The organism is Aquitalea denitrificans, from assembly GCF_009856625.1.
GTDB lineage: Bacteria > Pseudomonadota > Gammaproteobacteria > Burkholderiales > Chromobacteriaceae > Aquitalea > Aquitalea denitrificans.
Genome location: NZ_CP047241.1, coordinates 4,362,466 through 4,380,275, shown reverse-complemented (window position 1 = coordinate 4,380,275; position 17,810 = coordinate 4,362,466). Strand labels below are relative to the sequence as shown.

17 protein-coding genes are annotated in these 17,810 nt (G+C 59.3%); 4 read left to right on the top strand and 13 right to left on the bottom strand.

Going from position 1 to position 17,810, the window contains the following annotated elements; translation table 11 throughout:
• Positions 1–49: 49 nt before the first annotated feature.
• From GSR16_RS20385 to rarD, 5 genes are all read right to left on the bottom strand, one after another.
• Positions 50–445, bottom strand: a complete 396-nt coding sequence (locus tag GSR16_RS20385) for a GFA family protein (RefSeq protein ID WP_159880574.1) — start codon at positions 443–445, stop codon at positions 50–52.
• Entirely contained in the window at positions 439–1,092 is a 654-nt protein-coding gene (locus tag GSR16_RS20380) for an alanyl-tRNA editing protein (RefSeq protein ID WP_159880573.1), read from the bottom strand. Before GSR16_RS20380 ends, GSR16_RS20385 begins: the two co-directional genes overlap by 7 nt.
• Positions 1,089–2,021: a class I SAM-dependent methyltransferase gene (locus GSR16_RS20375; protein WP_159880572.1), complete on the bottom strand. Its 933-nt coding sequence runs from the start codon at positions 2,019–2,021 to the stop codon at positions 1,089–1,091. The genes GSR16_RS20380 and GSR16_RS20375 overlap by 4 nt, the downstream gene beginning before the upstream one ends.
• Positions 2,018–2,491: a GNAT family N-acetyltransferase gene (locus GSR16_RS20370; protein WP_159880571.1), complete on the bottom strand. Its 474-nt coding sequence runs from the start codon at positions 2,489–2,491 to the stop codon at positions 2,018–2,020. Before GSR16_RS20370 ends, GSR16_RS20375 begins: the two co-directional genes overlap by 4 nt.
• Before the next feature lie 282 nt (positions 2,492–2,773).
• Positions 2,774–3,688 carry an EamA family transporter RarD gene (rarD, locus tag GSR16_RS20365; RefSeq protein ID WP_159880570.1) on the bottom strand — a complete coding sequence of 305 codons (915 nt, stop codon included), beginning with the start codon at positions 3,686–3,688 and terminating at the stop codon, positions 2,774–2,776.
• Positions 3,689–4,079: 391 nt separating this feature from the next.
• On the opposite strand from rarD, the gene GSR16_RS20360 reads away from it, so the two are divergent.
• Positions 4,080–7,556 carry an indolepyruvate ferredoxin oxidoreductase family protein gene (locus GSR16_RS20360; RefSeq protein WP_159880569.1) on the top strand — a complete coding sequence of 1,159 codons (3,477 nt, stop codon included), beginning with the start codon at positions 4,080–4,082 and terminating at the stop codon, positions 7,554–7,556.
• Positions 7,557–7,706: 150 nt separating this feature from the next.
• Here the strand turns inward: GSR16_RS20360 and GSR16_RS20355 are convergent, their stop codons facing one another.
• Entirely contained in the window at positions 7,707–7,946 is a 240-nt protein-coding gene (locus GSR16_RS20355; protein WP_045845953.1) for a hypothetical protein, read from the bottom strand.
• Positions 7,947–8,119: 173 nt separating this feature from the next.
• Here GSR16_RS20355 and GSR16_RS20350 point away from each other — a divergent pair, with 173 nt between their 5' ends.
• Together GSR16_RS20350 and GSR16_RS20345 are read left to right on the top strand one after the other, a co-directional pair.
• Positions 8,120–9,028: an NYN domain-containing protein gene (locus GSR16_RS20350; RefSeq protein WP_159880568.1), complete on the top strand. Its 909-nt coding sequence runs from the start codon at positions 8,120–8,122 to the stop codon at positions 9,026–9,028.
• Between the two features lie 60 nt (positions 9,029–9,088).
• The gene (locus GSR16_RS20345; protein WP_159880567.1) at positions 9,089–9,601 is read left to right on the top strand and encodes a GNAT family N-acetyltransferase; all 513 of its coding nucleotides are present in this window, start codon (positions 9,089–9,091) and stop codon (positions 9,599–9,601) included.
• Positions 9,602–9,724: 123 nt separating this feature from the next.
• Here the strand turns inward: GSR16_RS20345 and pyrI are convergent, their stop codons facing one another.
• From pyrI to GSR16_RS20325, 4 genes are all read right to left on the bottom strand, one after another.
• Positions 9,725–10,183, bottom strand: a complete 459-nt coding sequence (gene pyrI / locus GSR16_RS20340) for an aspartate carbamoyltransferase regulatory subunit (protein ID WP_089082426.1) — start codon at positions 10,181–10,183, stop codon at positions 9,725–9,727.
• 18 nt (positions 10,184–10,201) lie between these two features.
• Complete coding sequence (gene pyrB / locus GSR16_RS20335; RefSeq protein ID WP_159880566.1) at positions 10,202–11,122, bottom strand: aspartate carbamoyltransferase; 921 nt, start codon at positions 11,120–11,122, stop codon at positions 10,202–10,204.
• A 360-nt stretch (positions 11,123–11,482) separates the two neighbouring features.
• Complete coding sequence (locus GSR16_RS20330; protein WP_159880565.1) at positions 11,483–13,558, bottom strand: methyl-accepting chemotaxis protein; 2,076 nt, start codon at positions 13,556–13,558, stop codon at positions 11,483–11,485.
• Positions 13,559–13,752: 194 nt separating this feature from the next.
• Positions 13,753–14,007 carry a YkgJ family cysteine cluster protein gene (locus GSR16_RS20325; protein WP_159880564.1) on the bottom strand — a complete coding sequence of 85 codons (255 nt, stop codon included), beginning with the start codon at positions 14,005–14,007 and terminating at the stop codon, positions 13,753–13,755.
• Between the two features lie 178 nt (positions 14,008–14,185).
• Here GSR16_RS20325 and GSR16_RS20320 point away from each other — a divergent pair, with 178 nt between their 5' ends.
• On the top strand, positions 14,186–15,400 hold the full coding sequence (locus tag GSR16_RS20320; RefSeq protein WP_159880563.1) for a cyclic di-GMP phosphodiesterase: 1,215 nt from the start codon (positions 14,186–14,188) through the stop codon (positions 15,398–15,400).
• Positions 15,401–15,635: 235 nt separating this feature from the next.
• On the opposite strand, the gene GSR16_RS20315 is transcribed toward GSR16_RS20320, so the two are convergent.
• From GSR16_RS20315 to GSR16_RS20305, 3 genes are all read right to left on the bottom strand, one after another.
• Complete coding sequence (locus GSR16_RS20315; protein WP_205677469.1) at positions 15,636–16,439, bottom strand: mechanosensitive ion channel family protein; 804 nt, start codon at positions 16,437–16,439, stop codon at positions 15,636–15,638.
• Positions 16,440–16,532: 93 nt separating this feature from the next.
• Positions 16,533–17,267 (bottom strand): NAD-dependent protein deacylase, encoded by a 735-nt coding sequence (locus GSR16_RS20310; protein WP_159880561.1) that lies wholly within the window; start codon positions 17,265–17,267, stop codon positions 16,533–16,535.
• Positions 17,268–17,360: 93 nt separating this feature from the next.
• Positions 17,361–17,714: a nucleotide pyrophosphohydrolase gene (locus GSR16_RS20305; protein ID WP_159880560.1), complete on the bottom strand. Its 354-nt coding sequence runs from the start codon at positions 17,712–17,714 to the stop codon at positions 17,361–17,363.
• Positions 17,715–17,810: the final 96 nt, after the last annotated feature.

The following is a 17,810-nucleotide window of genomic DNA, read 5'->3' as shown; positions in this document are numbered from 1 at the left end:
CAGTCAGTCTCCGGCGCTGAGCCGGACAGGTGTTGAGAAAAGCGCCAGCTTACCTGTCAGCTGGCCATTCCGGCCAGTGCGGCAGATGGTCCACCTCCAGCCAGTGGCGGGCGTGGCTGGTCCAGATATGCTGGCTGGCCTGCTGCGCTGGCGTATCGTCCAGCGTGGCCACGCGCAGGATCACATAGGGGCTGCCCTCGCGCTCGGCCAGCAGATGGCTGCCGCACTGGCGGCAGAAATGGCGCAGCTTGCCGGGCGAAGACGGGAAGCTGCCCAGTTGCTCGGTCCCGCGTAGCCAGCGAAAATTCTGACGCAATACCCCGGCAGTAGGCACGTGGCTGGCGGCATGGGCTTTCTGGCAAGTGTGGCAATGACAATGGCTGATGGGCAGATCCAGCTGCGCCACCTCATAGGCCACCGCCCCGCACAGGCAGCTGCCTAACATGACGCACCGTCCAGCAAGGTGATTTCCACCCGCTCCTTGCCCTTGCCGATATTCTTGCGCTTGAGCGCAATGCGCCCCACCTCGCCGGTACGACGCAGGTGCGTGCCGCCACAAGGTACCCGGCAATAGCCCGGCACTTCCCAGTAGCGACGCTCGGCTTCCATGTCGGAGAAGGCGCTGACAATCTCGCTGTCAGCATCAATCAGGCCCTGCACCTTGGCGCTGATGGCGGGCAGATGCGGGGTGATGGGTTCCGCCAGGGCAAAGTCGATGCGTGCCTTGTCCGCTGCGATGTGCGCGCCGATTTTTTCCACCCCGGCAAAGTCGCGGTAAATGGTTTCCAGCGTCAGTTCGGCGGCAAAGTGCAAGCGCATCAGCCGGTAGCGCCGTGGCCAGTCTATCTCCACCCTTACCGTGTCTCCGGCCGTCAGGCCATGTTCCGCCGGCAAGGTATAGGCGATGTCCAGCCCCTGTGTTTCCGCCTGCAGCACCGGCCTGCCGCCTATCGTCCCGGCATCGCTTTCCTGTCCGCCACTGAAGGCATAGAAGATGGTGTCCTGCAGCCACAGCTGCGCGCCCTCCACCCGCGCCACCGTGGTGGTCAGCGAGGTCTGGTAGGGATCAGTCCAGAACAGTTTGCCGGTCATAACAGGCGCGACAGGTAGTCGACCAGGCTCATCGGATAGCTGAAGGGCTGGCCCAGCAGCTGCTGGTACACATCGCGGTACTCGGCATGCTTGGGTTGCAATACCAGTGCCTGGGTCAGCGACTGCACGGCCGCACGCGAATCGCCCAGTTGCAGCTGGGACATGGCCAGAATGAACCAGGCTTCGTGAATACGGAAATTGAGTGATAGCGCCTGCCGTGCCAGCAAGGCAGCCTCGGCATAGCGCTCGGCCTGGAATGCCGCACCAAGCTGGCCAATGCTGTGCTCCAGCACCGGCAGATCGGCCTGCTTGCTCAGCACCAGGGTGTGACCATTACCGACATTGCTGTCGCTTTCCTCCTGCGCTTCCAGCAGCCAGCAGCCGCCCAGATCCTGCTGGTTGAACCAGTTGAGTGCGGCGAACAGGCCCTGCAGGGTAAAGATGTGATAGTGGGTGCGCCAGGGCTGCTCAGGTAGCAGGGATTGCGGCGTCACCCGTTGCCGGAATGCCTCGACATGCTCCTCCAGCCCGGTAACGGGCCGTACGCTGTCTTCCACCAGCGCGTCACGCTTGGGGACAATCATGAAGCTGACACCACCGGGGCGCAGCACCCGCCACCATTCCAGCCAGGCGCTGAAGATATCCGGCAGATGCTCCAGCACATGCGAGCTGGCAACATAGTCCAACTCATCATCGGCAAATGGCAGAGCGCTAGCCTCGGCAACCACATCCACCTGATCCACCCCGCGGCCATGCCGTTGTTGCTCTGCGGCATACACCTGGTAGTCGATCAGGTCGCGCTCATCCACATAGCGCACCCCATCGCATGGGGCCACGCTGATGCAGTCAGCCGGGGCCAGCGGATTATGTGCGCCGCGTCCCAGCTCGATTCCCTTGCCCTGCAGCCATTGCCGCGCCAGTTCCATCATTTTTGTCCTTGTGCAGCAGCAGGATGGCCGGCATTGGCGGCCAAGCGTTGATAAACCTGCTGGTCTAGTTTTTCCATCATGCGTTCCGGGTGCGCTAGCGGGGTAAAGCCGTATTGTGCATACAGGCCATGTGCATCCGCCGTGGCCAGCATCACACGCCGCAGGTTTTGCAGGCCAGGGTACGCCATGATGTGCGTCATCAGCGCTTTGCTGATACCGCGACCGCGCCAGTCGGGTAGCACAAAGACATCCGCCAGATAAGCAAAGGTGGCCTGGTCGGTAATCATGCGGGCAAAACCCACTTGCTGCCCGGCCACGTACACGCCAAAACACAGCGAACCATCCAGCGAGCGCTCGAAAATAGCACGTGGCAGACCCGCCGCCCAATAGGACTCGCCGCTGAGATAGGCATAGATCATGTCGCGATCCAGCCTGGCCGGATCACAATCAAATTCCAGTGGCAGCGCCATCGGCAGTCTCCTGCAAATGCTGCCGACGTGGGCAGCATGGTGATTACACAAATCGCTGACGCAAGAACAAAGGCCTTGGCTGGCCGATATTCCTGCGTGATGCTGGCAGTGTCAGCCGCTTGCTGTTCAGGGTCAACGGCTATTCACGAGCGGCAATGGCAAATACCGCCCGCATGCATGACGAAATCATCATATTTCTCCATGCAGATGTTGTGTCATCGGCCTGCTGCCGGGCGCAAAAAAGCCCGGCATGACCGGGCTGGGATGATTGGCAATCCTTGCTCACGCAGCCGCCGCACGCTTTTGTGCACGCATCTGCCATAACCCGGCCGCCGAATACAGCAGCAGGGCCAGCCAGATCAGACTGAAACCAGCCAGCTTGGCACTGTCGAACGGTTCGCCAAACAACAGCACGCCCAAGGCCAGCTGGATGGTGGGGCCGATGTACTGGATCAGCCCCACGGTGGCCAGCTTCAGACGGCGCGCACCGGCGGCAAACAGCAGCAGCGGAATGGCCGTCACTACCCCCGCCCCCACCAGCAACACATCGCTGCTGATGGCCTCATGCAGGAAAGCGCCCTGTCCCTGCCATGCAAACCAGCCCAGCGCCAGCAAGGCCAGCGGTGCCATCAAAAAGGTTTCCAGCGCCAGCCCTTCCAGCGAGGCCAGCGGGGCTTTCTTGCGCAGCAAGCCATACAGGCCGAAGGTGGCCGCCAGCGACAGCGCAATCAGCGGCAAGGCACCGGTACACCAGGTAATCCAGGCCACGCCAGCCGCTGCCAGCGCCACCGCCGTGCGCTGGATGGGGGTGAGCTTTTCCGCCAGGAACACACGCCCCAGCAACACATTGAACAGCGGGTTGATGAAATAACCCAGGCTGGCTTCCACCACATGGCCGGCATTCACCGCCCAGATGTAAATCAGCCAGTTCAGCGACAGCATCAGCGAAGACAGACCAAAAATGGCCAGCTTTTGCGGCTGGCGCACCGCCTCGCCCAGCCAGGCCCAGTTGTGCCGCACGGTGAGGATGCCGGCCACAAACAGGGCAGACCAGACAATGCGATGGCACAGGATCTGCAAGGCAGGAATATGGTGCAGCGGCTTCCAGTACAGCGGAAACAGGCCCCAGATGACAAAGGCGATAAAGGTGAACAGTACGCCACGGGAGGCATCCTGACGGGACAAGGCGGAAGACATGACAGGCTCGATACGGAGAAATTCAACCTGAGAGCTTAACCGCTTGAGGGCGGTGAAGATACCGTCACCGCCGTAACACCCTGTTCTGGATGGCAAACAATCGGTGGAGTCGTGCTGTCTGGTTCATGCTGCACTGGCACAATCGCCGCAGTTGGCAAACATGTGCGTCAACACCTTTGACGTTGACGTAAACGTAAGCTACATTCCGCCACATGGACCCTGTCTGCATGCCCGCGCGAAAACACGCCGCCCGGCATGATTCCGGCCTACAACATAGAGAAAGGCGCGTGTTTTCCCCTGCTGAAAACCCGCCACCGCCACAAGCGAGAACAAGCCGCAGGCCACCCCGGCCACCTTACCGGGCAGGACCTGAGCGGCAGGAGGAGAAACCATGTCGATCCGTCATGTTGATCTGGAAGAAAAATACACTGCCGCCACCGGCCAAGTGCTGATGACCGGCATCCAGGCGCTGGCGCGCCTGCCCATGCTGCAACAAGAGCTGGACCGCGCCGCCGGGCTGAACACCGCCGGCTATGTCACCGGCTACCGCGGCTCACCCTTGGGCAATGTCGACCAGACCATGCAAAAGGCCGAGTCCTATCTCAAGGCCCACAATGTGGTGTTTCACCCCGGCCTGAACGAAGACCTGGCCGCCACCGCCGTGTGGGGCACGCAGCAGGTCAACATGTTCGAGGGGGCCAAGTACGATGGCGTCTACGCCATGTGGTATGGCAAGGGCCCCGGCGTGGACCGTTCTGGCGACGTAATCAAGCACGGCAATGTGGCCGGCACCAGCGCCAAGGGCGGTGTGCTGCTGGTGGCCGGTGACGACCACGCGGCCAAGTCCTCCACCTTTCCGCACCAGTCCGACCACATCCTGGCCGCCAGCATGATTCCGGTGCTGTCGCCCTCCGGCGTGCAGGAGGTGATCGACTTCGGCCTGCACGGCTGGGCGATGAGCCGCTATTCCGGCTGCTGGGTATCGATCAAGGCCATTTCCGATACCATCGAAAGCTCGGCGGTGGTGGACATCTCCCCCGAACGCTTCAACTTTGTCATTCCGCAGGACTTCCCCATTCCGGAAGGCGGCCTGTCCATCCGCTGGCCAGACCCGCCGCTGGTGCAGGAAAAACGCGTGCTGCACCACCGCCTGTACGCCGCGCTGGCCTATGCCCGTGCCAACAAGCTCAATCACATCACGCTGGATTCGCCCAAACCACGGCTGGGCATCATTACCTGTGGCAAGAGCTATCTGGACGTGATGCAGGCACTGGACGACCTGGGCATCGACGAAAGCCTTGCCGCCGACATCGGCCTGCGCATCTTCAAGGTGGGCATGGTGTGGCCGCTGGAACCGGAAGGCGTGCGCCACTTTGCCGAAGGGCTGGATGAAATCCTGGTGGTGGAAGAAAAACGCCAGATCATCGAATACCAGCTCAAGGAACAGCTATACAACTGGCGTGACGACGTGCGCCCGCGCGTGGTGGGCAAGTTTGCCGAAAAGGGCGAATGGGCATTGCCGCATGGCGACTGGCTGCTACCGGCTGCCGGCGAGCTGACTCCGGCCATGATTGCCCGCGCTATTGCCAGCCGTCTGGCGCTGATCTTCGACAGCCCGGTGATTCACGACCGGCTGAAGTTCTACGACGAAAAAGAAGCCCAGCTGGTGAAACCGCGCGAATCCATTGCCCGCGTGCCGCATTACTGCTCCGGCTGTCCGCACAACACCAGCACCCGCGTGCCGGAAGGCAGCCGCGCCGTGGCCGGCATCGGCTGTCACTACATGGCGCACTGGATTGAAGGCGACAGCACCAAAACCTTCACCCAAATGGGTGGCGAGGGCATCACCTGGGTAGGTCAGGCACCGTTCACCAACACCAAGCACATTTTCACCAATCTGGGCGATGGCACTTACTTCCACTCCGGCTTGCTGGCCATCCGCGCCGCCGTGGCGGCCAAGGTCAACATCACCTACAAGCTGCTGTACAACGACGCGGTGGCCATGACCGGCGGCCAGCACGTGGACGGCTATCTGGACGTGCCGATGATTACCCGCCAGCTGGCAGCCGAAGGCGTGCAACGCATCGTGATCACCAGCGATGAGCCGGACAAGTATCAGGGCATGCAGGGACTGGCACCGGGCGTGGATGTGTTCCACCGCCGCGAACTGGACCGTCTGCAAAAAGAACTGCGTGAAACCGAAGGCACCACCGTGCTGATCCACGACCAGACCTGTGCCGCAGAAAAGCGCCGCCGCCGCAAACGCGGTGACTACCCGGACCCGGCCAAGCGCGCCTTCATCAACGAAAAAGTATGCGAAGGCTGTGGCGACTGCAGCAAGAAATCCGGCTGCCTGTCGGTGCTGCCGGTGGAAACGCCGCTGGGGCGCAAACGCAAGATCGACCAGTCCAGCTGCAACAAGGACTACTCCTGTGTGGAAGGATTCTGCCCCAGCTTTGTCACCGTGGAAGGCGGCACGCTGAAAAAACAGAGCAGTGCCAGCGCCACGCTGGAATCCATGCCCGCCCTGCCCGCGCCGCAGATTCCGGCCCTGCACGACCCGTTCAGCATCATGATTACCGGTGTGGGTGGTACCGGTGTGGTCACCATCGGCCAGGTACTGGGCATGGCCGCCTATCTGGACAACAAGGGCGTCACCGTGCTGGACATGGCCGGCCTGGCGCAAAAAGGCGGCTCGGTGTGGTCGCACGTGCGCATTGCCAACAGCCAGCAGCAACTGCACGCGGTGCGCATTGCCGCCGGCGATGCCAACCTGGTGCTGGGCTGCGACCTGGTGGTCACCGCCGCGGAAGAAGCGCTGGCCAAAATGCGCGAAGGCTTCAGCCACGCCATCGTCAACAGTTACGAATCCCCTACCAGCGCCTTCCTGAAGAACCCGGACGTACGCTTCCCCAGCCGTGCCATGAAAGATGCGGTGATCGAATCGGTGGGTGCCGGCCGCTTCTGGGAAGTCAATGCCACCCGCCTGGCCACCGCGCTGATGGGCGATGCCATTGCCAGCAATATGTTCATGCTGGGTTATGCCTGGCAGAAGGGTTTGGTGCCAGTCAGCGAAGAAGCGCTGATGGAGGCCATCCGCCTGAACGGTGCCGCAGTGAAATTCAACCAGCAGGCTTTTGTCTGGGGCCGCCACGCCGCCCATGACCCGGGCCGGGTGGAGGCACTGACCAGCCCGTCTTCGGTGGTGCAGTTTGTTCCACGTGAAACGCTGGACGGCGTGCTGCATCACCGCGCCAAGGAACTGCTGAACTACCAGAACCAGGCACTGGCCGAGCGTTACAAAGCGCTGGTGGGTAAGGTACAGGCTGCCGAGCAGGCCATCAACCCGGCCAGCACGGCGTTGGCACTGGCGGTGGCACGCGCCTACTTCCACGTGCTGGCCTACAAGGACGAGTACGAAGTGGCCCGCCTGTATACCGACGGCGACTTCCTGCGCGAGCTCTCAAGCCAGTTCGAGGGTGATTACCACTTGCGCTTCCATATCGGTGCCAGCTGGGTAACCGGTGGTGCGGCCAAGAAAATCGCTTTCGGCCCCTGGCTGTTCAAGGGCATGCAGTTGCTGGCCAAAATGCGCTTCCTGCGCGGCACTGCGCTCGACCCCTTTGGCTGGCAGGCCGACCGCAAACTGGAACGCCGGCTGATTGGTGAGTTCGAGCAACTAGTGACCACGCTGCTGGGTGGGCTGAGCCTGGACAACCTGGCCACGGCCAGCGAGCTGGTAAAGATTTATGAGGGGATTCGCGGCTTTGGCTACATCAAGGATGCGGCATACCGCCAGGCCGGTGACAAACAGAAAACCTTGCTGGAACAGTTTCGCCAGCAGGCGGGCAAGCGCAAGGTGGCTTAAGGGTTTGTGAGTGTTGTAGCAGTAAAGAGAGGGTGGTTCAGGCGCGGATGACAACATCCGCGCCCTTTTTTTGATCATAAAATCCCGGTTCTGGTGAAATGCTGCACTGTTTCAAGGCAGCCTGCTGAGGGCGAGAAACGCGTTGCGCCATCAGGACAGCATCAGGCTCAGGCGGCGCGCTTCATCCAGCGCCTGGTCCACACCATTGTATTCATCCTGCCATACCCAGATGCCGTGTACCGCATCCAGCGCCTCCACCAGCCACAGCCGGCCATTGCTGCCCAATGCCACCTGGCGGGCACGTACCGGACGGCGGTAGTTGAACATCACGATATCACTGGTTTTTTGCACAGCCGGGGTATGCTTGCGCGGGCTCGAAAAGAAAGGCATGGCGAAACCTCCTGTTGGGCGATATGCCACTGTTGATACAGCAAATGCCATGCCAGCTTTGTGCAAGGCAACATGAAAAGCCGTGGCAGCCGTCTGATCACAAGCTGCACAGATTTTGACGCCAGCTGGCGCGCGGCTTAGCATGGCCGCATCCCTCCACTGGAAGCGCCTGCATGGAAAACCGCAAACTCGCTGTTCTGATTGATGCCGACAACGCCCAGGCCAGCCTTACCGCCGAGTTACTGGCCGAAGTGGCCAAGTACGGTACGGCCATCGTCAAGCGCGCCTATGGCGACTGGACCACCACCCAGCTCAAGAGCTGGAAAGAGGTGCTGCACAAACATGCCATCCACCCCATCCAGCAGTTTGCCTACACCAGTGGCAAAAATTCCACTGACTCGGCCCTCATCATCGATGCCATGGACCTGTTGTACACCGGCAATTTCGATGGCTTCTGCCTGGTGTCTTCCGACAGCGACTTCACCCGGCTGGCCACCCGCTTGCGCGAAGGCGGACTGACCGTCATCGGCATCGGGGAAAAATCCAAGACCCCGCGTCCCTTCATTGCCGCCTGCGACAAGTTTGTGTTCACCGAAATCCTGCGCCCAGAAAAAGCGCCGGAAGCGGCTGTCACCAGCGAAAAACCCAAGACGCGCAGCAGCCGCCAGAACAAGAGCAAACCGGCAGTACAAAAGGAAATTCACCCGCTGCAGGCCATGTTCACCTCGGCCATCGATGCGGTGGCACGCGAAAGCGGCTGGGCCGAGCTGTCGGCCGTTGGCTCCTATATTGCCAAGAACGACCCCTCCTTCGACCCGCGTAATTACGGCCATTCGCGCCTGTCCCAGATGGTGAAAAAGCTGGATTTTCTCAGCGTGCAAGAGCAGCGCAACGGCTCCAAGCTGCACAGTGAAATCCGCCTGAAAGAAGCAGACAGCATCGATGCCCTGCCGGTGCCGGTGGCCACCAGCAAGCCGGTTTCCGCTCCCGTTGCAGAAGCGCCCGTAGCGCCAGCCGCTACCGCACCGCGCAAGAAACGCACTCCGCGTAAAAAGGCCGACATCCCGGCAGCCAAGGGCTGAACCATAACAGCATCCGGCGCGCCAAGACGCAGCGAAGACCCGATTGCAACAGGAGACAACATGCCGATACGTGATGCCAAGCTGGAAGACCTGGCTGTCATTCTGGATATCTACAACGAGGTGATCGCCACCTCCACCGCCATCTACAATGACGACCCGCTTAACCCGGGCGAGTTTGCCGTCTGGTTCCAGGACCGGCTGGCTGCCGGCTACCCGGTGCTGGTGGCCGAAGAAAACGGCGAAATTCTGGGCTTTTCCAGCTTTGGTGATTTCCGCCCACGTCCCGGTTTTCGCTTTACCGTGGAACACAGCGTACATCTGACACCGGCAGCGCGCGGCAAGGGCATAGGCAGCGCGCTGGTCAGCGCCCTGTTTCCGCGGGCGCAGGCGCTGGGCAAACACACCATGCTGGGCGCCGTTGATGCTGCCAATGAGGCCTCGATCCGCTTTCACCAAAAGCTGGGTTTCATCCAGGTGGGAGTGCTGCCACAGGTAGGCTTCAAGTTTGGCCGCTGGCTGGACCTGGTCTACATGCAGAAATTCATAGCCGGCCAGAGCGACGGCCCGATGTAAAGCACACAAGATATTGATGAAAAAGAAAAACGCCGCAGTTTCCTGCGGCGTTTTCTGTTCTGCTACTGCGCTGTTGAAACAGCGTCCGTTCTTGAAGTTCTCTATTCTCTTCCTCTGCACGACTTAGCGCACGACTGCAACAATATCCTTACTGAACACCTTTTCGCAATACTTGCATTTCATTTTGATGTCCTTGGCGTGCGCACGCACGGAGAAAAAGCTCTTCACCGGTTCGGCATGGGAAATGCAGTTGGAGTTGGGGCAGGCAAAAATGCCTTCAATGCTTTCCGGCAATTCCAGCTTGTGCTTCTTCACCACTTCGAAGTTGTCGATCACATTCACCGTGGCCTTGGGCGCAAACAGGGCCAGCTCGTTGGCCTGCTCTTCGGTCAGCGCCACGTTTTCCACCTTGATGATGTCCTTGGCCCCCATATGGCGCGAGGACAGGTTCAGGCCCACGGTGATGCGTTCGCCGGTTTCGGCCAGCTTGAACAGGCGCAGGATGTTGACGCCCTGCCCGGCCGGGATGTGATCGATAACGGTGCCTTGTTTCAGGGCTTCTACGGTACGGGTGTATTGCATGATGTTTCCTTCCCTGATTTAGACGGTTTCGTTCAGTACCAGCGACAGCAGCGCCTGACGGGCATACACACCATTCTTGGCCTGCTCGAAGTAATAGGCATGCGGGGTGGCATCCACATCCACGGTGATTTCATCCACGCGCGGCAGCGGGTGCATCACCTTCATATTGGTACGCGCGCTCTTGAGCATGTCGGCACGCAGCACGAACTGGCCCTGGATTTTCTTGAACTCGGCTTCATCAAAGCGCTCGCGCTGCACGCGGGTCATGTACATGATGTCCACCAGCGGAATCACATCGTCCAGGCTGTCCACCAGGGTGTATTCAATACCCTTTTCGTCCAGCTCTTCGCAAATGTAGTCCGGCATGGCCAGCTGTTCCGGCGCAACAAAGTAGAAACGCGCGCCAAACAGCGACAGTGCCTGGGTCAGCGAATGCACGGTGCGGCCGTACTTGAGGTCGCCGACAAAGGCAATGGTGAGGTTTTCCAGCGTGCCCTGGGTTTCACGGATGGTGAACAGGTCGAGCAGGGTTTGCGTGGGGTGCTGGTTGGAGCCGTCGCCACCGTTGATCACCGGTACGCTGGAGAACTCGCTGGCCAGTCGCGCCGCACCTTCCTTGGGGTGGCGCATCACCACCGCATCGGCATAGGAGCTGATGATCTTGATGGAGTCGGCCAGGGTTTCACCCTTCTTGGCACTGGTATTGCCACCGTCGGCAAAGCCGATGATGTCGCCACCCAGGCGCTGTACCGCAGTTTCGAACGACAGGCGGGTACGGGTGGACGGCTCAAAGAAACAGCTGCCCACCAGCTTGCCTTGCAACAGGTCGTGACGCGGATTGCGTTTGAGCTTGCCCGCCGTTTCAACCACGAGTTCAAGCTCCTCGCGTGAGAAATCCGGGATGGAAATGATATGTTTCCGATAGAGCGGGTTTGCCATGATAGGGGTCCTTGGTTCTGCGAATTCTGCGAATGTTGTTTTGCCCATAAAAAAAAAGCCCCTGAGCAATCAGGAGCTTTTTTTCTGGAATAGCCGGGGTTCGGGAACAGTCAGGCCTTGCAGCAACGCTTTTGCGCCACCGTCGCGGGTGGTGGTGAGGCGGGTGACAACAACTGCAAATGGCGACAAGACGGCTCCTCCGAACAAACCCCGAGATTCTAATCCCAAACCACCCGGCTTGATAAGAGCAGTGTCGCATTTTGCCAATTTTATGACCCCAATCATACGTGCCAACTCAAGGTACCAAGCAGCAAAACGCCACCCCGCAGGGTGGCGTTGGCTTGTGCTGCCGGGGATGGCCTACAGCTTGAAGTTGCTGACCAGGTTTTCCAGGTTGGTCGACAGTTCGCGTAACTGGGACACCGAATCGGACACCTGCTGCACCACATCGCTATTGCTTTGGGCCATGGCACTGATGCGTTCCACATTCTGTGCGATTTCCTGGCTGGCCGAGGACTGTTCGCGGGTAGAGGCGGCAATATCCACAATGCTGGCCACCAGTCCCTGGCTGCGGCCCAATACCGTGTTCATCGCCTCATTGGCTTCTGCAGCAATGGCCACGCTCAGATTAACCTGATCACGGCTGTTTTTCACATCGTCCACCGCGTCTCGCGTTTCACTGCCGATGGCATTGACGATGCGGGTGATCTGCACCGTGGCTTCAGCCGTGCGGCCGGCCAGATTACGCACTTCGTCCGCCACCACCGCAAAGCCGCGTCCCATTTCACCGGCACGTGCCGCCTCGATGGCGGCATTGAGCGCCAAGAGATTGGTCTGGTCGGCAATGTCCTTGATCACCCGCACAATGGTGCTGACTTCCTCCGAGCGCTCGCCCAGCCCGTTCATACGCTCGGCCAGTGCCTGCATGCTGCTGGTCATGCGTTCGATTTCGCCGGTAATGCGCGTGACTGTGGCCACACTTTGCGCGGTGAGTTCGCCGGTTTCGCGTGCAGTATGTTCGGCTTCTTCAGCGGTATCGGCAATGTGGTGCACGCTTACCGTTACCTGCTCCACCCCGGCTGCGGTGGCGCTGGCGGCATCGGACTGGCTGGAGGATGCCTGTTGCACCTGGATGGCCGATTCAGCCAGGCTGGCCGCTGCCACGCTGACGTCATGGCTCTGCTGGCGCACGTCCACAAACATGTCGCGCAGGCTGCCGATGAAGCGGTTGAAGGCATCGGCGGTGCGGCCGATTTCGTCACGGTTGGTAATCTGCATGCGTACGGTCAGGTCACCACGTCCAGATGCCAGCTGGTCCATGGTATCGGCCAGCCGGTTGAGCGGCCTGGTCAGCGCCCGTACCACAGCCGTGAGTACCAGCAGGATCACCACCAGCGCCACGGCACCAATCAGGATGGCGGTCAGGCACTGTTTTTTTGCATCTGCCGTAATGGCGGCGGTGGGAATGGATACGCCCAGCGCCCAAAACTGGCCGGTATCAGCCACCTTCACCGGATGGAAAAAGTGGGTGAAGCCGCCGTCTTCATAGATAAAGGACTCGCCCTTCTTGATTTGTTCCAGATGGGATGCCAGGGCATCGTCCTTGGGTACCGGCTTACCCAAGAGCTCGGCCTTGGCCGTTACCACGTACAGCCCGCCTTCGGACACCATGCGGATATAGCCGGTGTCGTTCAGATGAATGGCCCCAAAGCGTTTTTGCAGCTGGTCCAGCGCCACATCGGTAGCAGATACGCCCAGCATCTTGCCGGCAGCATCCTTCATCACCACCGCCAGCGAGCTTTCCAGCACCATCTTGCCCTGCACCTCGTAGGGATAAGGTTCGGTAATGGTGTCGCGGCCACGCTGTTTGGGCACATAGTAAAAATCACCCCAGCCGGTTTTTTCGTAGTCAGGCTGATAGGTTTCCGGGTGATCCTTGAACTTGGGGAATTCCTTCACCCGGTCAGCCGACATCATCACATCCATCTGGGCTTTGCCCTGGGCATTCTTGGTGATGTAAGGCTGGTAGCGGCCAGTAGGGTCGTGACGCGGCCAGTCCATCCGGAAGGCATTGTCGTTGCCGTCAAAGGCATTGGGCTCCCACAACATCCACAGCCCGACTGATTGCGGTGCGGCGTCCAGCAGTTGCTGGATCATATTGTCGGCATGCTTGCGATCCGGTGCAGCAACCCGCTTGATACCGAGAATGGCATCTGCCAGGTGATGCGGCAGGGTGAAACCCTTGTCAAAATCGCTTTGCGCATCCTTGGCATAGCTGCTGGCCTGTTCCGATGCCAGCCTGTAACCGACATCCACTGCCGCCGAATAGCTTTGCCAGGCAATCAAGCCAATCATCACGGCAAAACCCACCGCGATGGCAGCGGCTGCCACCACGATGATCCGCGTACTCAGATGACCCCATTTTTCCGTTGCCATTGCCATTTCCCCGAGCGCTGTTTTTATGCATGAGTCTGGCGCAGGCCAGCCCTGTCTTGACACAAACTCTTTAACATATTGGGGGATATCGTTAAGCGACGGCCAGTTTGTGATCAAAAAACATGCAAGAGCACAAGCGGGGAAAACACTGAGTCAATTTATGACAAATATATTGTCTTTTAAATAACAATATCTTATGGAGCGGTTCTGGCTTCCAGATCGCTCAGCCACTGCATTGCATGACTGTTGCTTTCACCGCACATTTCCATAGCAGGTTGCAAGCCGGCACAGACTGCAGGCCGCTCGGCATGCCCAAACAACAGGCACAAATTATTGCTGTCCAGCTGGATGCAGCGCACACCAGCGGGCTTGCCTTCTGGCATGCCCGGAATGGGAGAAGAAATGGAAGGGGCGATGCAGCAGGCACCGCAGTGAAGGCGGCATTCCATGGTGTCAGGCCTGAAGGCAGCAGAAAAAGTGCGCCACCATACCACAAAGCCGGCATTTGCCAGCACGGCTTGCCTGCCAAGCGGACCTAGATAATTTACAATAAGACATTATGTCTTGCCTTCATACTCATAAAACCGTGCAGCACCGTCCCACTGCCAACAAGTCAGAGCTCAAGTAATGATCAAGTGCATCGACGTGTCCGACCTCAGGGTGGGCATGTACATCCACGACCTGAACTGCGACTGGATGTCACATCCGTTTTTGCTGAAACGCTTCCTGGTCAAGGATGAAAGCGCCATTCACAAGATAGCTGATGCCGGCATTCACGAAGTCTACATCGATACCGAAAAAGGCATGGACTTAGCCCATGCCCCGACGATTTCCGAAGTCAAACACAAGCTGGAACAGGAAATCATCGACCTGGCCAGCCGCGAAGCCCCGGCAGAGCGTCAGGTGGACGCAGCGGCTGAATTCGGCCGCGCCCAGCTGATTCACAACGAAGCCAACCTGATTGTGCGCAGCATCCTGCAGGATGTACGGCTGGGCAAGCAAGTGCAGCTGGAAATGGTGGAACCGTCGATCGAAAAGATGACCACCTCCATCCTGCGCAATGGTGGTGCCTTGCTGTCGCTATGCCGCATCAAGGACAAGGACAATTACACCTTCCAGCATTCGGTCAGCGTGGGCGCGCTGATGGTGAGCTTTTGCAAAGCCATGAACATGAGCCGCGAGGTGATTCACCACGCCGGCATTGGCGGCATGCTGCACGATATCGGCAAGATGAAGGTGCCGGACAGCATCCTCAACAAACCTGGCAAGCTCACCGAGCAGGAGTTTGCGGTGATGAAATGCCATGTGGTGGAAAGCAAGCAGATCCTGCTCGCCACCCAGGGTATTTCCGACACAGCGGTGAAGGTGGCGGCCCAGCATCACGAGCGCCACGACGGCAGCGGTTATCCAGAAGGGCTAAAAGGTGAGGAAATCTCCCAACTGGGGCAGATGGCAGCCATTGTGGATGTTTACGATGCCCTGACTTCGGATCGCTGCTACCACAAGGGCATGCCACCTACCGATGCCTTGCGCAAGATTTTCGAGTGGTCGAAATTCCACTTCAACCCGGTACTGGTACAGGCTTTCATGCGCTGTATCGGCATTTACCCCATCGGCACGCTGGTACGGCTGGAAAGCGGGCGGCTGGGCGTGGTGATCGAACAGAACGATAATAATCTGGTATCGCCCAGGGTAAAGGTGTTCTTCAGCACCAAAAGCAATACCTACATTCCCCCGGAAGTGGTGGACCTGTCACGCGGCATGGGTGCTGGCGGCGGCGACAAGATCGTCAGCCATGAATCACCCGGCAAATGGCGCATCGACCCGCTACGCTTTCTCTAGTCGCAAAAAAAGCCCTGAATCATCAGGGCTTTGCAGGTTGCGGACAAATTAAGTAGTGCGATTATACTGGACCCGGCAAAGCCGGTAATTTCGACTAACTTATTGATTCTACAGAATTTTTATCTATTCCCCTACCCCCCGCCCTTGCCCTGCCAATTGAAGAAGGGAGCCTCGCCATCCTTTCAGAAAGCGAGAAGGGTTTGCCAAACATCTGCAAACCCTGAACAGTCTGCATTCAACCTTGGCGCACCACCATGGCGTGCTCCGGACTGGGGAAACCGGCCTCGGCCAGCGCTTCGCGAATAACGCGATTGCTGTCGAAATAAACCTGCCAGTAATCCGCAGGATGGCAGCAAGGACGCACAGCCAGCACCGGACCCAGAGTGCTGAACTCAAGCAGGGCCACGGTGGGAGCAGGCTCGCTCAGCACATTGGGAATGGCAGCAATCTTCTCGCGTAACAGTTTGATGGCCTGTGCATGATCGGCACTACCGGCCAGCTGTGCTTTCAGGTCGACCCGGCGATAGCCATTGGCACTGAAGTTCTGGATGTTGTCGGAAAATATCTTGTTGTTGCCAATCAGCGTCATCACATTATCCGGCGTATCAATGACGGTGGAAAACAGTCCCACTTCACGCACCGTACCGCTGATACCGGCCACACTCACTACATCACCCACCTTGAATGGACGTAGCACCACCAGAAAGATCCCAGCGGCAAAATTGGCCAGCAGGCCGCTCCAGGCCAGGCCAATGGCCACACCAGCAGCACCGATGATGGCGGCAAAGCTGGCTGTCTGCACGCCAAAGAAGCCCAGCATGGCAATGACCAGCACCACAGTCAGGCTGACTGACAGGAAAGAATGGGCGTAACGGCGCAGGGTTGGGTCCAGTTTGCGGGCAACCAGCTGCTCATCCATCAGCCGCCCTGCCAAGCCGATTAACCAGCGTCCCACTACCCACAGGGCAATGGCAGAAACAATATTGATGCCGGCCTGTACCGCCAGGTCGCCCCAGTGAGTCCAATTGATGTCTGTCATGGCCATCCTATTTAAGCAATTGGTAGAAAACACTTAAAAATAGAATGGCTGCTGACAAATTGCCAGCCAGCGCGGTCTGGCACTGCGACCTGTTCAGCCCAGCAGGGTGCGCAGTTGCTGGCAGGTTTCGCCAATGCCCGCCTGTATGGTCAGATCAAACACCCGGTCCATGCGCGTGGGGGTGTAATTGATCAGCGCAGTCATCACCCCGGCGCGCGCCGCTTCCAGCGGAATCTGGTTGACCGGGGAAACCTCCAGTGAGGAACCCAGCACCAGCAGCAGATCTGCCGACACCGCCACATCAAAAGCGTGCTCGATCAGCGGCACAGGCTCACCATACAGCACTACATCCGGCTTCAGCACATCCATGCAGTGAGTGCACAGTGGCAGCACATGGTGATTGATGTATTCCAACCCCTGGCGGCGCCCGCAGGACGGGCAGCTGGCCGTGCGCAAGGTGCCGTGCAGCTCGGAAACATGACGGCTGCCCGCCACGCCGTGCAGGCCGTCGATATTCTGCGTCAGTATCGACACCTGCTTGCCAGCCTCTTCCAGCCAGGCCAGAAACTGATGCCCGGCATTGGGCTGGTAATTGCCCAGCAGCTTGGTGTGGAACAACTGCTTGAAGCTATGCCAGAAGGCTTCGGGGTCGGCACGGAAGTAATCAATGGACACCAGCTCCTCCAGCTGCATGCCCTGCTGCCACAAGCCCTTGGCCGAGCGGAAGTCCGGAATGCCCGATTCGGTGCTCATGCCGGCACCACTCAATACCACGATATGCCCTGCCTGCCGGATGGCACTGGCCAGTTGCATGATTTCCTGCTGCATCTACTGTCTCCTGCACCTGCTTTTTATTGCTGCCAAGCTTAGGCTAGCATGCGCTTGCCACGCAAAAATCCGCTGCAGCAAACTTGCCCGACATCAAGCCGCTGGGGCATCCGGTGCCGGTGCCGGGTACTTGATGGCATTCTTTTGCAATTTGTCGCGCACGGCCGCATTGATATCCAGCTTCATCACGCTGGCCAGCCGCACCAGATACAGCAGCACATCGGCCACTTCTTCCTGCAAATGGGTGAAGCGGGCCGGGTCGTCTGCCAGTTGGGCCACTTCCTCGTCGGTCAGCCACTGGAAGATTTCCGCCAGTTCGCCCACTTCCCCGGTCAGCGCCAGCATCAGGTTGCGCGGCGTGTGATAGCGCTGCCAATGGCGTTCGTCGGCAAAGCGCTGCAAGGCGGCTTCCAGCGCAGCGGTTTCAATCAAGGGCTGTTCAGTCATGCACATGCTCCTGCAGCCCGGGTTTCACGTGAAACCGCGCTGCCATATCAAAACAAAACGCCCGCAGGCAATTGCGGGCGCGGTTGATGATGCTGC

What these genes read in the sequence shown, in the direction of transcription:
- GSR16_RS20385 (WP_159880574.1), bottom strand. Translation starts at nt 445, where the DNA reads ATGTTAGGCAGCTGCCTGTGCGGGGCGGTGGCCTATGAGGTGGCGCAG.
- GSR16_RS20380 (WP_159880573.1), bottom strand. Translation starts at nt 1,092, where the DNA reads ATGACCGGCAAACTGTTCTGGACTGATCCCTACCAGACCTCGCTGACC.
- GSR16_RS20375 (WP_159880572.1), bottom strand. Translation starts at nt 2,021, where the DNA reads ATGATGGAACTGGCGCGGCAATGGCTGCAGGGCAAGGGAATCGAGCTG.
- GSR16_RS20370 (WP_159880571.1), bottom strand. Translation starts at nt 2,491, where the DNA reads ATGGCGCTGCCACTGGAATTTGATTGTGATCCGGCCAGGCTGGATCGC.
- rarD (WP_159880570.1), bottom strand. Translation starts at nt 3,688, where the DNA reads ATGTCTTCCGCCTTGTCCCGTCAGGATGCCTCCCGTGGCGTACTGTTC.
- GSR16_RS20360 (WP_159880569.1), top strand. Translation starts at nt 4,080, where the DNA reads ATGTCGATCCGTCATGTTGATCTGGAAGAAAAATACACTGCCGCCACC.
- GSR16_RS20355 (WP_045845953.1), bottom strand. Translation starts at nt 7,946, where the DNA reads ATGCCTTTCTTTTCGAGCCCGCGCAAGCATACCCCGGCTGTGCAAAAA.
- GSR16_RS20350 (WP_159880568.1), top strand. Translation starts at nt 8,120, where the DNA reads ATGGAAAACCGCAAACTCGCTGTTCTGATTGATGCCGACAACGCCCAG.
- GSR16_RS20345 (WP_159880567.1), top strand. Translation starts at nt 9,089, where the DNA reads ATGCCGATACGTGATGCCAAGCTGGAAGACCTGGCTGTCATTCTGGAT.
- pyrI (WP_089082426.1), bottom strand. Translation starts at nt 10,183, where the DNA reads ATGCAATACACCCGTACCGTAGAAGCCCTGAAACAAGGCACCGTTATC.
- pyrB (WP_159880566.1), bottom strand. Translation starts at nt 11,122, where the DNA reads ATGGCAAACCCGCTCTATCGGAAACATATCATTTCCATCCCGGATTTC.
- GSR16_RS20330 (WP_159880565.1), bottom strand. Translation starts at nt 13,558, where the DNA reads ATGGCAACGGAAAAATGGGGTCATCTGAGTACGCGGATCATCGTGGTG.
- GSR16_RS20325 (WP_159880564.1), bottom strand. Translation starts at nt 14,007, where the DNA reads ATGGAATGCCGCCTTCACTGCGGTGCCTGCTGCATCGCCCCTTCCATT.
- GSR16_RS20320 (WP_159880563.1), top strand. Translation starts at nt 14,186, where the DNA reads ATGATCAAGTGCATCGACGTGTCCGACCTCAGGGTGGGCATGTACATC.
- GSR16_RS20315 (WP_205677469.1), bottom strand. Translation starts at nt 16,439, where the DNA reads ATGACAGACATCAATTGGACTCACTGGGGCGACCTGGCGGTACAGGCC.
- GSR16_RS20310 (WP_159880561.1), bottom strand. Translation starts at nt 17,267, where the DNA reads ATGCAGCAGGAAATCATGCAACTGGCCAGTGCCATCCGGCAGGCAGGG.
- GSR16_RS20305 (WP_159880560.1), bottom strand. Translation starts at nt 17,714, where the DNA reads ATGACTGAACAGCCCTTGATTGAAACCGCTGCGCTGGAAGCCGCCTTG.